General features: G+C 35.6%; 14 protein-coding genes. All 14 read left to right on the plus strand.

Annotation, left to right across the window (positions count from 1 at the left end; genetic code table 11):
* Positions 1-10 precede the first annotated feature (10 nt).
* Positions 11-739 carry a response regulator transcription factor gene (locus BR50_RS07145; protein WP_034547459.1) on the plus strand — a complete coding sequence of 243 codons (729 nt, stop codon included), beginning with the start codon at positions 11-13 and terminating at the stop codon, positions 737-739.
* Positions 736-2,511, plus strand: a complete 1,776-nt coding sequence (gene pnpS, locus BR50_RS07150; RefSeq protein ID WP_034547460.1) for a two-component system histidine kinase PnpS — start codon at positions 736-738, stop codon at positions 2,509-2,511. The genes BR50_RS07145 and pnpS overlap by 4 nt, the downstream gene beginning before the upstream one ends.
* Before the next feature lie 432 nt (positions 2,512-2,943).
* Entirely contained in the window at positions 2,944-3,807 is an 864-nt protein-coding gene (locus BR50_RS07160) for a phosphate ABC transporter substrate-binding protein PstS family protein (protein ID WP_034547464.1), read from the plus strand.
* 118 nt (positions 3,808-3,925) lie between these two features.
* The gene (pstC, locus tag BR50_RS07165) at positions 3,926-4,846 is read left to right on the plus strand and encodes a phosphate ABC transporter permease subunit PstC (protein WP_034547466.1); all 921 of its coding nucleotides are present in this window, start codon (positions 3,926-3,928) and stop codon (positions 4,844-4,846) included.
* Positions 4,846-5,730, plus strand: coding sequence for a phosphate ABC transporter permease PstA (gene pstA, locus BR50_RS07170; RefSeq protein ID WP_034547467.1), 885 nt, complete (start codon positions 4,846-4,848; stop codon positions 5,728-5,730). The genes pstC and pstA overlap by 1 nt, the downstream gene beginning before the upstream one ends.
* Positions 5,731-5,820: 90 nt before the next feature.
* On the plus strand, positions 5,821-6,588 hold the full coding sequence (pstB, locus tag BR50_RS07175) for a phosphate ABC transporter ATP-binding protein PstB (protein ID WP_425429672.1): 768 nt from the start codon (positions 5,821-5,823) through the stop codon (positions 6,586-6,588).
* Between the two features lie 12 nt (positions 6,589-6,600).
* On the plus strand, positions 6,601-7,365 hold the full coding sequence (pstB, locus tag BR50_RS07180) for a phosphate ABC transporter ATP-binding protein PstB (protein WP_034547470.1): 765 nt from the start codon (positions 6,601-6,603) through the stop codon (positions 7,363-7,365).
* A gap of 40 nt (positions 7,366-7,405) precedes the next feature.
* Positions 7,406-8,086, plus strand: coding sequence for a phosphate signaling complex protein PhoU (phoU, locus tag BR50_RS07185; protein WP_034547471.1), 681 nt, complete (start codon positions 7,406-7,408; stop codon positions 8,084-8,086).
* Positions 8,087-8,288: 202 nt separating this feature from the next.
* Positions 8,289-8,933: an HD domain-containing protein gene (locus tag BR50_RS07190; protein ID WP_034547473.1), complete on the plus strand. Its 645-nt coding sequence runs from the start codon at positions 8,289-8,291 to the stop codon at positions 8,931-8,933.
* Between the two features lie 152 nt (positions 8,934-9,085).
* A complete protein-coding gene (gene uvrA, locus BR50_RS07195; protein WP_034547475.1) occupies positions 9,086-11,929 on the plus strand; it encodes an excinuclease ABC subunit UvrA in 2,844 nt (947 codons plus the stop codon).
* A 400-nt stretch (positions 11,930-12,329) separates the two neighbouring features.
* Positions 12,330-13,922 carry a daptomycin-sensing surface protein LiaX gene (gene liaX, locus BR50_RS07200; RefSeq protein ID WP_034547477.1) on the plus strand — a complete coding sequence of 531 codons (1,593 nt, stop codon included), beginning with the start codon at positions 12,330-12,332 and terminating at the stop codon, positions 13,920-13,922.
* A gap of 29 nt (positions 13,923-13,951) precedes the next feature.
* A complete protein-coding gene (locus BR50_RS07205; RefSeq protein ID WP_034547479.1) occupies positions 13,952-14,257 on the plus strand; it encodes a PspC domain-containing protein in 306 nt (101 codons plus the stop codon).
* Positions 14,257-14,604, plus strand: a complete 348-nt coding sequence (locus BR50_RS07210; RefSeq protein ID WP_034547482.1) for a phage holin family protein — start codon at positions 14,257-14,259, stop codon at positions 14,602-14,604. Before BR50_RS07205 ends, BR50_RS07210 begins: the two co-directional genes overlap by 1 nt.
* Before the next feature lie 228 nt (positions 14,605-14,832).
* Positions 14,833-15,768, plus strand: coding sequence for an HPr(Ser) kinase/phosphatase (gene hprK, locus BR50_RS07215; protein ID WP_034547483.1), 936 nt, complete (start codon positions 14,833-14,835; stop codon positions 15,766-15,768).
* Positions 15,769-15,777 lie beyond the last annotated feature (9 nt).

Here is a 15,777-nt window from a genome sequence, read left to right on the forward strand (position 1 = left end):
GGGATGAAAAATGAAAAGAGTATTAATTGTCGATGATGAACAATCAATTTTAACATTATTAGCTTTTAATTTAGAAAAAGAAGGCTATCAAGTAGATACAGCTTTGGATGGTTTGGAAGGCTATAAAATGGCATTAGCCTATCCGTATGATTTTATTATTTTGGATCTAATGTTGCCGTCAATGGGTGGTATGGATATCTGTAAAAAGCTGCGACAAGAAAAAATTGAAGCACCGATAATGATGCTAACGGCTAAAGACGATGAGCTTGAAAAAATTATTGGACTTGAATTAGGTGCAGATGACTATATGACAAAACCCTTTAGTCCGCGTGAAGTGCTTGCGAGAATGAAAGCTATTATGAGAAGAATGAACAGTAAAAGCAATGTAGAAGATAGTTTAATCAATTCAGATGGCAGCACAGAAAATTATGAACTGATCAAAGTAGGGGACATCCAAATCGATCCTAGCCAATATGAAGTAATCGTAAGAGGGAAAAAAATTGAAGTTACACCAAAAGAATTTGAATTGCTGATGTATATGATCAAGCGGGTCAACCGCATTTTGAGTAGAGAGCAGTTGTTGGATGCTATTTGGAATTTTGATTACGCTGGTGAAACTCGTATTGTAGATGTGCATATTAGCCACTTAAGAGAAAAATTAGAAGTAGATACAAAAAATCCTGTTTATATTCAAACAGTGAGAGGCTTCGGTTACAAATTTGAGGCACCTAAAAAATGAAGAAGCTGCAATTTAGGATAGTAATCATTTTTATTGCTATATTTACAATTTTTAGTATCTCTATCAGCCTCTTCTCAACTAATTTGTTACAAGACTACGCTGGCGATAGTCAACAAGAAGCTTTGAGCAGTCAGGCAAAAACAATCGCGAATATGCTCCAAATGAATGTAGAAAAGACAACAAATCTCGAATCAGTAACGACTGATTTATCAACTTTAGAAATGCAATCTGAAGAAAGAATGACCATTATCGATCCTTCCGGCATGGTTGTTTTCGATTCTGCAACCGATAAAGAAGCATTAGAAAATCATAGTGACCGTGAAGAATTTCAAGCGGTATTAAATGGGGATGAAGTAGGGACGTCGGTTAGAAAAAGCGAAAGTACGAATGAAACGCTGTATTATGTTGCTGTTCCCTTAATTGGTGAACAAGGTGAATTATTAGGTGTCTTACGCTTAGCTCGTCCAGTTGCTGAGATCAATCAGATCAGTGATCAGATAAAAAATTCTCTGTTGATTTTTAGCTTACTTGCACTAAGTTTAACTACATTCGTTACACTTATCATAACCAAACGGATAGCCAAACCAATCAATGATATTATGGAAGTAGCAGAAAGTCTTTCTGCTAAACAATATCAAGTTAGGTACACGGGGAGTGCCTACGGAGAAGTGGCAGATTTAGGAGAAACAATCAATGATTTAGCTACAAATTTAGAAGAACAAACACAAGAGCTTGTTCAAAATGATAAGCGTCTTTCTGAGCTGATCAATCATCTGGTTATCGGGGTTATGCTGATTGATGAGCACCGAATGATAAAAATGGTAAATCCCGCTATGAATATTATTTTAGGCGAAGATATTAGCAAACTGGTTGGAAATTCTTATATTGAGGCAACAAAAAGTTATGGATTGAGCCACCTGATCGAAAAAGCTTATCAAAAAAATGAAAAGCAAAATGATGAAATTTACTTTTATTACCCTAAAGATAAAATTGTAGATGCAAATATTGTTCCTATTGAAGGAAAAGAACCGGGCGAACAAAATTTAATTGTCTTGCTTTATGACATCACAGAAATCAGAAGATTAGAAAAAGTTCGAACAGACTTTGTAACGAATGCTTCACATGAATTAAAGACACCAATCACAGCTCTTAAAGGTTTTTCAGAAACATTATTAGATGGAGCAATGGAAGATAAAGAAGTGTTAAAACAATTTTTAGAAATCATGTTAGCTGAAAGCAGTCGGTTAGATTTATTAGTGAATGATATTCTTGAATTATCAAAATTGGAACAAAAACAAGTACCGATGAAAGTTGAAAAAATCAATCTCATAGAAGCCGTTAGTTCAACCTTTCAACTCGTTAAGCAAAAAGCCGAAGAGAAAAAAATAGAACTTAATATTCTTGAAGAAGATAAGCTGCTTATCACTGGAGACAGTAGTCGATTAAAACAAATATTAGCTAATTTAATCAATAATGCAGTCGTCTATACTCAAGAAGGCGGTAAAGTAGAGGTCACTATAAAAAAAGAAAACGAGTATGCTGTCATCAAAGTATCCGATAACGGGATAGGGATACCGGAAGATGAGCAGGATCGGATTTTCGAACGTTTTTATAGAGTAGATAAGGCCCGTAGCCGTAATTTTGGTGGGACTGGATTAGGATTGTCCATCGTTAAGTATTTAGTCGAAAATTTGAATGGATTTATAACTGTTGAAAGTAAACTTGGATTAGGAACCACCTTCATTGTAAAGTTGCCGATCCAATCAAAATGATTGTTCAGGCATAATGGATGCAGTAAAAAAATATGAATTTTGTATCGAAAAGAGCCTTGAGATCAGTCTTAAGGCTCTTTTTGTATTCAAATGGACTAAAGGGTCTTTACAAATGCTTAATAACCTTTACGAATCAGGTGAGGTTACTATAAAATTAAATAGAAATTTGATAAAATTAATCACCATTAAAGTTGGAATTAGATAAAAAAGTTCTCATTTATTTTTTAGATCGATAACTAAATAAAAAGCGTCAAGTAGAGATGAAATGCTGTTTGACAATGTTTTCTTTACTCTTTTAATTTTAAAAAGTTAAAATACTAACAGAGCGTAAATTGCCTTTACACAAAATTTACAATTATGCTATTTAACTTTTTTTATATTACGTTATTATTAAGAAGTATGTAATTTAGGTAAATACCTAGGAGGTATAAAATGAAACTAAAAAACAGTGGGCTGATGTTAATCATCGCATTAGGATTTGCTCTGACAGCATGTGGACCTGTAGTAGAACAAGAATCCATTACAGTAGTCGGATCAACAGCTTTGCAACCCCTTGTGGAAGCTGCCGGTGAACAATACGGTGCTGAAAATGCTGGGAAATTTATTAATGTGCAAGGCGGAGGTAGTGGAACTGGATTGAGCCAAATTGCTGCAGATGCAGTGGATATTGGAAATTCAGATATTTTTGCGGAAGAAAAAGAAGGTATAGATGTCTCTAAATTAGTTGATCATCGTGTAGCTGTAGTGGGTATCACGCCTATCGTTACACCAGGTACTGGAGTAACGGATATCAGCTTAGAAGAATTAAACAAAATTTTTAGAGGAGAAATCACTAATTGGTCAGAACTTGGCGGTAAAGATTTGACAATAACAGTCTTAAATCGTGCTTCTGGGAGTGGTACCCGTGCAACATTTGAACAATGGGTACTAGAAGAAGGCCAAAAAAGTATCATTACGCAAGAACAAGAGTCAAGTGGTACAGTACGACAAATTGTTGCCAGTACTCCTGGTACGATAAGTTACGTTGGTTTTTCCTACGTAAATGAAGACGTTGTTGCATTTTCAATAGATGGAGTAGAACCAACAGTTGAAAATGTAAAAACAGGTGATTGGGTCATCTGGTCTTATGAACACATGTATACGAATGGAGAACCTACAGGATTAACAAAAGATTTTCTTGAATACATTTTATCTGACGAGGTCCAATCAACACTGATCGAAGCAGTAGGATACATTCCGACTAGTCAAATGGAAGTGGAACGAGATATTGAGGGGAATAGAATACCTGTAGAGTAGATACATTAATACAGGTCAATATTAAACACAAGAATAGATAGCTTATAGTTGAAGACGACTGTTCGATATGAAAAGTCGCCTTCAACTTGTTATATTTGATATAAGAGGAGGGCTTCTTTTGGAAGAGATTCAAGCAAGATTACTTGGAAACTCAAAAAAAGGCAGACTGGAAAAATTAGGAAAAATGATTAGTTTTATTTGTATCGCTATCATCGTACTTGTGGTTGTTTCAATTTTATATTTTGTTACCAGCAAAGGACTCGCTACGTTCTTTACAGATGGTGTTTCTTTTTGGGCATTCTTAACCGGTTCAGTATGGAATCCTGGTAATGTTGGTGAAAATGGTCAGCCGCTTGTTGGAGCACTTCCGATGATTACTGGATCATTTTTAGTTACCTTGCTTTCAGCAGTATTAGCTACACCTTTTGCAATCGGTGCAGCAATTTTTATGACAGAAATTTCACCAACAACTGGTAAAAGAATTTTACAGCCGGTAGTTGAATTATTAGTGGGAATCCCATCCGTTGTTTATGGATTTATTGGATTGACTGTAATCGTTCCTTTTTTTCGTTCTATTTTTGGAGGTACTGGATTTGGAATTTTATCCGCTACTTTAGTATTATTCGTTATGATCTTGCCAACAGTAACAAGCATGGCGGTAGATGCACTAAATGCTGTACCAAGATATTACCGCGAGGCTTCTCTTGCTATGGGCGCAACAAGATGGCAAACTATTTATAAAGTTGTATTGAGAAGTGCAACACCGGGCTTGTTGACAGCAGTTGTTTTTGGAATGGCACGTGCTTTTGGAGAAGCCTTAGCTGTACAAATGGTTATCGGGAATGCAGCGTTAATGCCGACCGATTTAATTACACCAGCTTCAACGCTAACCAGTATTTTGACCATGGGTATGGGAAATACAGTTATGGGTACCTTAGAGAATAATGTTCTTTGGTCTTTAGCTTTGATTTTAATGGTCATGGCACTATTCTTTAATATCTTAACGCGTTGGATCGGTAAGAAAGGGGCTATAAAATAATGGATGCAAAAAAGTGGGATAAATTCGCAGTCGGCGTCTTATACGCCTTATCAATCGTTATCGTTCTTATTTTATTCAGCTTATTAGCCTTTATTTTAGTACGAGGCGTACCGCAAATTTCATGGGAATTTTTAACCCGGCCAACAAGATCATTTCAAGCCGGGGGTGGGATCGGAATTCAATTATTTAATTCATTTTATCTATTGTTCTTAACGATGTTGATCAGTACACCTCTAGCTTTAGGTGCGGCTATTTATTTATCAGAATATGCACGACAAAATTGGTTGACAGATGTCATTAGAACGGCGATAGAAGTCTTGAGTTCTTTGCCTTCTGTAGTTGTAGGGCTTTTTGGATTTCTGATTTTTGTTATTCAATTTGGTTTTGGATTTTCGATCCTTTCAGGAGCTCTTGCATTGACGATCTTTAATCTACCATTATTGACAAGAACCATTGAAGATTCTCTGCAAGCTATACCAAGCATTCAGAGAGAAGCCGGACTAGCTTTAGGATTGTCTCGTTGGGAAACAGTCACTCGTATTATTTTACCCGCAGCGTTACCTGGTATTTTAACCGGTATGATCTTAGCAGCTGGGCGTGTTTTTGGTGAAGCAGCCGCTTTGATTTATACTGCTGGGCAAAGTGCACCTGCACTAGATTTTACCAACTGGAACCCGCAATCGATCACTAGTCCATTAAATATTACGAGACCAGCTGAAACCTTGGCGGTCCATATATGGAAGATCAATAGCGAAGGCGTAATGCCGGACGGAGTACAAGTATCGGCAGGAGCTTCAGCTGTTTTGGTCATTGCAGTATTGCTATTTAATTTAGTTGCCCGTTACTTAGGAAGAAGACTTCAAAAGAAAGCTACTTCTGCTTAATAAATAAATAGAGTGCTGTAAGGATTCAGTTAGACAAGGAGGATTTGAGTAATGCCCAATCAAGCTAAATTAGAAACAAATATTTTAAAGATGTCCCCTAATAAAACGATTGATCTATCTACCGAAGACCTGCACGTATGGTATGGAGAGAACGAAGCAATCAAAGGAGTTTCATTAGAATTTGAAGAAAACAAGATCACTTCTCTCATTGGACCCAGCGGATGTGGAAAATCAACTTACTTGCGTTCTTTAAACCGCATGAATGATGAGATTGAAGCTGCTAAAGTGACAGGAAAAATTATGTATAAAGGTATCGATGTAAATGCTCCAAATATCGATGTATACGAAGTACGTAAAAATATTGGAATGGTATTTCAACGCCCTAACCCATTTAGCAAATCGATTTACGAAAATATTGCATTCGCTTTAAAACGGCATGGGATCAAAGATAAAAATGCATTAGATGAAGCAGTCGAAACTAGCTTAAAGCAAGCCGCTTTATGGGATCAAGTAAAAGACCAATTAAATAAAAGTGCCTTAGCATTATCTGGCGGACAACAACAACGTCTATGTATTGCAAGAGCCGTTGCTCTTAAACCAGATATTTTATTATTAGATGAGCCAGCAAGTGCATTAGACCCTATTTCTACTAGTCAAGTAGAAGAAACACTGCTGCAATTGAAAGAAAACTATTCTATTGTTATCGTTACTCACAATATGCAGCAAGCTTCAAGAATCAGTGACTATACAGCTTTCTTTTATGTTGGAAATGTTATTGAGTACGATGAAACAAGAAAAGTGTTTACTCGTCCAAAAATTCAAGCAACAGAAGATTATGTATCCGGTCATTTTGGTTAGGAGGAAAAAATAGTGAGCAACGAAAATTTTATTATCGAATCTAAAGACGTGCATTTATATTATGGAACGAATGAAGCTTTAAAAGGCGTGTCGCTAAATTTTAAGCCAAAAGAAATCACAGCATTGATTGGCCCTAGTGGTTGTGGGAAATCAACATTTCTAAGAACATTGAATCGAATGAATGATTTAATACCAAATGTCACTATTACTGGTAGTGTGATGTTTGAAAATAAAGATATCTACAGTCCTAAAATGGATACTGTTGAACTAAGAAAGAAAGTTGGGATGGTATTCCAACAGCCTAATCCATTCCCTTTCTCGATATATGAAAATGTTGCTTATGGTTTGAAAATTGCAGGAATGAAAGATAAAGCTAAAATGGATGCTATTGTTGAAGAAAGCCTTAAAAAAGCTGCTGTCTGGGAAGATGTTAAAGATAAATTGCATAAAAGTGCTCTTTCCCTTTCAGGTGGACAGCAACAACGGGTTTGTATTGCACGAGTATTAGCAATTGAGCCATCTGTTATTTTGCTGGATGAGCCAACAAGTGCTTTAGACCCAGGTTCAAGTGCAAAAATTGAAAACATGTTATTAGAATTAAAAAAAGAGTACACACTGATAATCGTTACTCATAATATGCAACAAGCTTCAAGAATTTCAGATAATACAGCTTTTTTCTTAGATGGACGTTTAATTGAGTATGGGAAGACAAGACAAATTTTTACAAGTCCAAAAGAAAAAGAAACTGAAGACTATATTTCTGGACGTTTCGGATAATTTATTGCATAATTAAGAAAAAGTATTGGAGTGATGGAAATTGAGACGAGTATTCGAAGAAGAACTAAATAGTCTACATGTCCATTTTTTTGAAATGGGTAAAATGGTCAATGAAGCTATCTATAAATCAGTAAAGGCATTTGTAAACCACGATAAAGAGCTTGCTCAACAAGTAATTGATGGAGATTTGGAAATCAATAAACATGAAGTCGAGTTAGAAAAACAATGTTTTGAAATGATTGCTTTACAACAACCAGTCACAACAGACTTAAGAAAAATTGTAACAGTTATGAAAGCTAGTGCTGATTTAGAAAGAATGGGCGACCATGCAGTTAGTATTGCAAAATCAACTATTCGCGTAAAAGGTACTAAACGTATTTATGAAGTCGAAGCAGAAATTGCTGAAATGTCTGAAAAAGTTAAAGTGATGGTTCAAGGCGTTTTAGATGCGTATATAAATTTTGATACGAAAAAAGCTAAAGCAGTAGCTTTAAGTGACCGAGCAGTAGATAAAGATGCAAAAAGAATTAATCATGACTGTATTGAACATATGAAAGCTGATCCGGAAATTGTACTTGGAGGATCCGATTATATGCTTGTAACCGGATATCTAGAACGAATTGGTGATTATGTTACTAATATCTCTGAATGGATCGTGTATTTGAATTCTGGCAAAGTAGTCGAATTAAATACTCATAATAAAAGCACTCCTATAAAATAAATTAAGCAAAACGACTAGAATAACTATTCTAGTCGTTTTTTTAGGTTCTACATCAATTAGCGTGGATATTTAAAAATGAAATTTCTTCTCGAACAGGTTCACATGAATAGTCAACTAGGCTTGTGAGATCAGGATTCTTTTGCTTTATTTGACATACTATGTTAGGATTATGAAAATTTATCAAAGGGAAGGATGAAGTGAAATGGGAATGCACCAATACATTAAAAGTTTAAGTGATTTAGAAAATATTTTTCGCTGTCCCGGAAAGTTTAAATACGAAGAACACTCTGTCGCAGCACATTCGTTTAAAGTTTCTCAGATTGCTCAATTTTTAGGAACGGTAGAGGAACAAGCTGGATTTGAAGTCGATTGGCGTGCATTATATGAAAAAGCGCTTAATCATGATTATACAGAGCTGTTTATAGGGGATATAAAAACACCGGTCAAATATGCTACACCTGAACTAAGAGGATTGTTAGCGGATGTAGAAGATTCAATGACCGAAAACTTTATAACAAAAGAGATCCCAAAAGAATTTCAAGCCGCTTATTTTGAACGATTGAAAGAAGGAAAAGATGATACTTTAGAAGGTCAAATCTTATCTGTTTCAGACAAAATCGATTTGCTGTATGAATCTTTTGGAGAAATCCAAAAAGGTAATCCTGAACGGGTGTTTACAGAAATATATGAAGAATCCTTAACAACAATTCTAAAATTTAAGCATTTGACGTGTGCAGACTATTTTTTGAAAGAAGTGTTGCCTGATCTATTAAGCAGCAGCTTTATCAATCAAGATCAGTTGCAAAAAATAACGCAAAGAATCATTTCAGATTCAATAACAAACTAACAGTGAACAAACGTTCGCCAAAACGAATGAGTTGTGATAAACTAATAAGATAAGAATAGGGTGCAAGTTGCTATCCTATTTTTTGTGTTCTCGTTAAATTAAATGTATAAATAAATTAGAAAAAAAACTAACCCAAAAAAGGAAGTAAGTATATGGCACATGATAAAATTACGGTCAAAGGTGCTCGTTCACATAACCTGAAAAATATTGATGTAACCATACCTAGAGATAAATTAGTTGTAGTGACAGGATTATCAGGGTCTGGTAAAAGTTCTTTAGCTTTTGATACTTTATATGCGGAAGGACAAAGACGTTATGTTGAAAGTCTTTCAGCTTACGCCCGTCAATTTCTTGGTCAAATGGATAAACCAGACGTAGATAGCATAGAAGGACTAAGTCCAGCTATCGCTATCGATCAAAAATCAACTAGCAAAAACCCACGTTCAACCGTTGGAACGGTTACCGAAATCAATGATTATTTAAGATTGCTCTATGCTCGTATAGGCCATCCTATTTGTCCAAATGATGGCACTGAAATTTCTAGTCAGTCTGTTGAACAAATGGTAGATCGTATACTGGAGTATCCTGAGCAAACTAAGATCCAATTATTAGCGCCAATTGTCACTGGTAAAAAAGGACAGCACAAGAAAATTTTTGATAAAATTAAATCTGAAGGCTACGTACGTGTACGTGTAGATAAAGAAATGTATGATATTTCCGATGATATCGAGTTGGAAAAAAATAAAAAACACGATATTGAAATTGTTATCGATCGAATCGTAGTGAAAGAGGGTATTCGTTCACGCCTATTTGATTCTTTTGAAGCAGCTTTACGCTTAGCAGAAGGGTATGCAATTGCCGATATTATAGGACAAGAGGAAGTTCTATTTAGTGAGCACTATTCATGTCCTCACTGCGGATTTAGTGTAGGCGAATTAGAACCTCGATTGTTTTCATTTAATTCACCCTTTGGTTCTTGTCCTGATTGTGATGGTTTAGGTGTTAAATTAGAAGTGGATATCGATTTGATTGTTCCGGATAGAAGTTTATCGTTAAAAGATGGAGCTATTTTGCCCTGGAATCCAATCAGTTCGAACTACTATCCACAGATGTTAAAACAAGCGTGCAAACATTTTAAAATTGATCAAACGATTCCGTTTGAAGAGTTGCCGCAAAAAGATCAAGAATTAGTTTTGTACGGTTCAAAAGGAGAATTATTCCATTTTCATCATAAAAATGATTTTGGCGGTATGCGTGATGTAGATATTCCTTTTGAAGGTATACTGACGAACATTGAAAGACGTTACCGTGAAACGAGTAGTGATTATACAAGAGATCAAATGCGATTGTATATGAATGAGTTAACTTGTCAAACGTGCGGGGGAAAAAGATTAAGTCCAGAAGCGTTATCAGTAAAAGTAGCTGGAAAAGATATTGGAGAAGTCTGTGAATATCCTATTGAGAATTCCATTCAATTTTTTGCTGACCTGTCTCTGTCTGAGCAAGAAAAGATGATAGCAAAACCTATCTTGAAAGAAGTAAATGATCGTTTGTCTTTCTTGAAAAATGTTGGATTAAATTACCTAACACTCAGTCGAACGGCTGGAACGCTGTCAGGGGGAGAAGCTCAACGTATTCGTTTAGCAACCCAAATTGGATCTAATCTATCAGGTGTCTTATATATATTAGATGAACCTTCAATTGGACTCCATCAAAGAGATAACAATCGACTCATTGAATCGTTAAAAAAAATGCGTGATTTAGGAAATACGCTGATTGTAGTTGAACATGATGAAGACACCATGAGGGCAGCGGATTATTTGATCGACATAGGTCCAGGTGCTGGTGAAAAAGGTGGCGAAATCATGGCTATTGGAACACCTGAGGAAGTTGCTAATAGTAAGAATTCCTTAACCGGTGCTTATTTATCCGGGAAAAAATTTATACCTGTTCCAAAAGAGCGAAGAGCAGAGGACAGAGGTGTTATTCGTGTTATCGGAGCAGCTGAAAACAACTTAAAAAATGTGGATGTCGATTTTCCACTAGGTCGTTTTATAGCCGTTACGGGTGTTTCGGGATCGGGTAAAAGCTCTTTAGTCAATGCTGTTTTGAAAAAAACATTGTCTCGTGATTTAAATCGTTCAAAACAAAAACCTGGAAAATATAAATCGATTGAAGGGCATAAAGGATTAGAAAAAGTCATTGATATTGATCAAAGTCCGATCGGGCGTACGCCTCGAAGTAACCCAGCAACATATACAAGTGTATTTGACGATATCCGCGATTTATTCGCTCAAACGAATGAAGCTAAAATAAGAGGGTATAAAAAAGGACGTTTTAGTTTTAATGTAAAAGGCGGACGTTGTGAAGCTTGCAGAGGAGATGGGATTTTAAAGATTGAAATGCATTTCCTTCCTGATGTGTATGTACCATGTGAAATATGCCATGGTACACGCTACAACTCAGAAACTTTGGAAGTTAGGTACAAAGGTAAAAATGTCTCTGACGTGCTGAATATGACAGTAGAGGAAGCTGTTGTCTTTTTTGAGAATGTTCCTAAGATCCGTAAAAAGCTTCAGACTATTATCGATGTGGGATTGGGCTATGTGACACTTGGTCAACCTGCCACGACGTTATCAGGTGGGGAAGCACAACGAATGAAGCTAGCTAGTGAATTACGTAAAAGTTCAAATGGGGATAATTTCTATATCTTGGATGAACCTACGACAGGTTTGCACACAGATGACATCGCACGTTTACTAGTGGTGTTAAACCGATTAGTAGAAGCCGGTAATACGGTCTTAGTCATTGAACATAATTTAGATGTGATCAAAACGGCTGACTACGTGATCGATTTAGGACCAGAGGGTGGTGCTGGAGGTGGTACTATCGTCGCTACAGGCACACCGGAAGAAGTAGCAAAGGTGAAAAAAAGCTATACTGGTAAGTACCTAGATGAAATCTTAAAAAAAGATAAAAAAAGAGAAAAAATGTGACCTTATGTTATAAAATTAAAAAATCTCAAAAAAGATAAACCAAGCTGTTTCATTACAGTTTGGTTTATCTTTTTTTTAAGGGCTATAATTTTTGTGCTGCATAAGCAAACCCGCCCATTTAGGGAAAAATCTTATTTCGTAGTACTAACACTATTTGCTGAACGAACCTAATGTAAAGTGTTTCTTTTTTAAAATGTTTTGTTTCATGTTAAACTAAATGTGAAAAGTTGGCCTCCCATTGAGACTATATAACGACCAGAAAATCGTACTTAAGTCCTATGACAAACTTCTTTAGATGACGCATAATGACGATAAGAACAAAGGACATTCTAAAAAAACAGCAGCTAACCATTATCTATCACTACTAAATAACTTAGAAGAATTTAAGGAGGAATTGACCATGAAACAAAGAGAAAGAATACTTGAGCTAGTTAAGCAAGGAATTATCTCCACTGAAGAAGCTTTAATTTTATTAGAGAATGCAGCAAAAAAAGAAGGCAAAGAAGCAATCAAGAAAGAACAAGCGTATACTCAAACTGAAGAACAAAAAACTACTTCAACTGTTCCATCTGAAAATCCAGAAGAAACTCAATTTGAAGAGTCAAATAATATTCCTGAATTCCCAAAATCAGAAGAAGATGTTCAAAATGGAGGTTTTTCGAAAGAAGAACAAAAAGATCGCGAGCAGCTTGAAAAGATTTTAGAGAGGTTATCCAACGAAGCATCCTCTTACTCTGTTAAATTAGATGAAAAAAACTTGGAAATTGCTGCAATCAAAAGCAAACTTAGATTGATCCAAGAAAAGTTAATGGTGCTTGAAACAAAAGAAGATCTAGAAGAGTTAAATGCTGAAAAGTTACCAGAAATGAAGCAAATGAAAAACGAAGTCAATGAATTAAAAGCGCAACTAGAAGATTTAGAAGAAGATAAAGCGGAATTGGAAAATCAGTTGAAAACGGTGAAGAGAAAACAATGGGGAACACAAAAAAAACAAATTTCAGAAAAATTCGAGATACCTGAAGATTGGAAAGAAACAATGGACGAAACGTTGAACCAGGTAACGGGTAGAGTAGTAGACACTGGAAATCAATTTGGTAAGTTCATGAAAAATACCTTCTCAACCGTAATGGAAAGTATGGATTGGAAAGATGTAAATGTTCGTATTCCTGGTCTAGCTTCAACTAAGTTCACTCATGAATTTAATTATCCTGAAAGTTCTGCATCCATTCTAGATGTAAAGGTTGCAAACGGAAATGTATTATTTAAAAGTTGGGACAGTCAAGATATCAAAGTAGAAGCAGAGATTAAAATCTACGGCAAGTTAGATACAGCAACTCCTTTAGAAGCTTTTGAAAAACGAAGCACTGTTGAAGTAACGGACGAAAAAATGTTATTCCATGTTCCGAATAAACGGATACGTTGTGACGTAACCTTCTACCTTCCTGAAAGAATCTACGATCATACAGCAATCAATTTATTGAATGGAAATGTGAAATTTGAAGATTTTGAAGGAAAAGATTTTTATGTTAAATGTACGAATGGAAATGTATTTTTCCAAAATCTTACAGCTACAATGTTGGAAACAGATGGCGTCAATGGAACTGTTACAGTAGTTGATAGCACGGTGAGAGATTTAATGGTGAAAAGTGTAAACGGTGGAATCGTGGTACAAGGTGAAATCAAGAGCGGAAATCTGTCAACAGTTAATGGAACGGTAAAAGTTACGTTAGAAGGCGAGAACTTGACCCGTATGACAGCTTCTTCGGTCAATGGAAGTGTGAAAGTAGCTTTCCCTAAAAATTATAGTATCGAAGGCGAAGCAAAAAGTAATTTAGGAACCATTCAAACCCGTGTTGAAAATCTTGAGACTCTGAAAGAAAGAAAAGACCGTATAAGCCAACTGCTAGAGTTTAGAAGAATAACAGATACACAACTATTAATGTTAAAATTAGAAACAACAACAGGAAATATCTTATTGAAAGAAGCAGAATAAAATCCAAAAAATAAGTGAGGCGAAGAGACATGAAAAAATTAACAAAATCAAGAGATAATAAAATGGTGAGTGGGGTACTAGCTGGAATTGCTGAATATTTTGGTTTCGACCCAACATTACTCCGCATTATTTATGGTGCAGCAACTTTGATTGGCGCGGGCTCACCTTTTATTCTTTATATCGTTCTGGCTATAGTAATGCCTGAAGCACCTATGTCTAACGATCCGAAAGATCCTACTGCTCATGGATTTAACCAAGGAAATAAGCAACCAGAAAAACCAGCATCACGCAAAGAAGCTGATAAAGTTGAAGAGGAAGACTGGAGTGACTTTTAGTGAGATTTCTGCAAAAAATTATTGTTAATGCAGTGCTCTTCTTGGCCTTAGCCGGTTTTTTGCAAAATATGTTCTATGTGGAAAACATTTGGGTATCGTTAGGGGCTAGTATTGTACTGGCACTACTGAATATGGCTGTGAAACCGGTGTTGTTCATCTTGTCATTGCCCATTACGATATTAACTCTGGGATTGTTTACTATCGTTATAAATGCAGGAATGTTGAGTTTAACATCTGCCATCGTAGGGAGCGGTTTTGAATTTTCATCGTTTGGAGCAACTATGCTGATTGCTATGATAGTGTCATTAGTCAACATGTTGATAAATAACCAATTAAGACAACCTTAATAAGCAAAAAAGGATTGGGACAATTTTGTCTTGATTCTTTTTTATTACCTAAAATAAAAACAAATATTCTTAACGCATTTTATTTTTTTGAATAGGTTTTCTTTTGATTTCCTTTAAACGGAAACATTAAAATGGTAAAATGGAAATCATGCAGTAGTTTAAAGCGAAAAAAATCAAATAATAAAAAGTGAAATAAAAAAAAGAATTTAAAACAAAGGAGAAAAAAACATGAACAAAAGTGTAACTGTAAAAAAAGTAGTAGACTCGCTGGGTTTGAAAATACATAACGGAGAGGAATTTCTTGATCGTGAAATTTTAACAGAGGATATTTCACGACCAGGTTTAGAACTTACTGGATATTTTAATTATTATCCTCAAAATCGTATTCAATTATTCGGCAAAACAGAAATATCATTTTCTGAACAAATGACCAGTGATGAACGTCTGATCGTAATGCAAAAAATGTGTCAGCCGGATACCCCTGCTTTTCTTGTTTCAAGAGGTTTAACACCTCCAAAAGAATTGATCCAAGCAACTACTGAAAAAGGTATTCCTTTACTTGGTTCTAAGCAATCCACTACAAGGTTATCGAGTAATCTAACAAATTTTCTAGAAGCACAGTTGGCTGAACGAATATCTATGCATGGTGTATTAGTAGATATATACGGAATGGGTGTCATGATCATTGGAGACAGCGGCGTCGGTAAAAGTGAAACAGCCTTAGAATTGATTCAAAGAGGACACCGTTTAGTAGCAGATGACCGTGTTGAAATGTACATGATGGATGATAGGAAAATTGTAGGAGAACCACCTGAAATTTTGAGTCATTTACTTGAAATTCGCGGAATCGGTATTATAGATGTTGTGAATTTGTTTGGTGTTGGTTCAATTCGGTTAAATAAGGTAGTTAATTTAGTAGTTAACCTAGAATTATGGGATAAAGAAAGAACGTACGATAGACTTGGCAGCGGAGATGAAAAGGAACGAATTTTAGATGTGGATGTTCCAAAAATTTCAATCCCTGTTAAAACGGGACGAAATTTAGCTGTTATTATTGAAAGTGCAGCTATGAACACAAGAGCAAAAAATATGGGGTATAATGCCACTGAAACATTTGAACGGAATTTAGAAAATTTAATCAAAAAAAATTCACTTGAGCAGTAAGAATGGAGA

This window comes from Carnobacterium alterfunditum DSM 5972 (assembly GCF_000744115.1).
Classification (GTDB): Bacteria; Bacillota; Bacilli; order Lactobacillales; family Carnobacteriaceae; genus Carnobacterium_B; species Carnobacterium_B alterfunditum.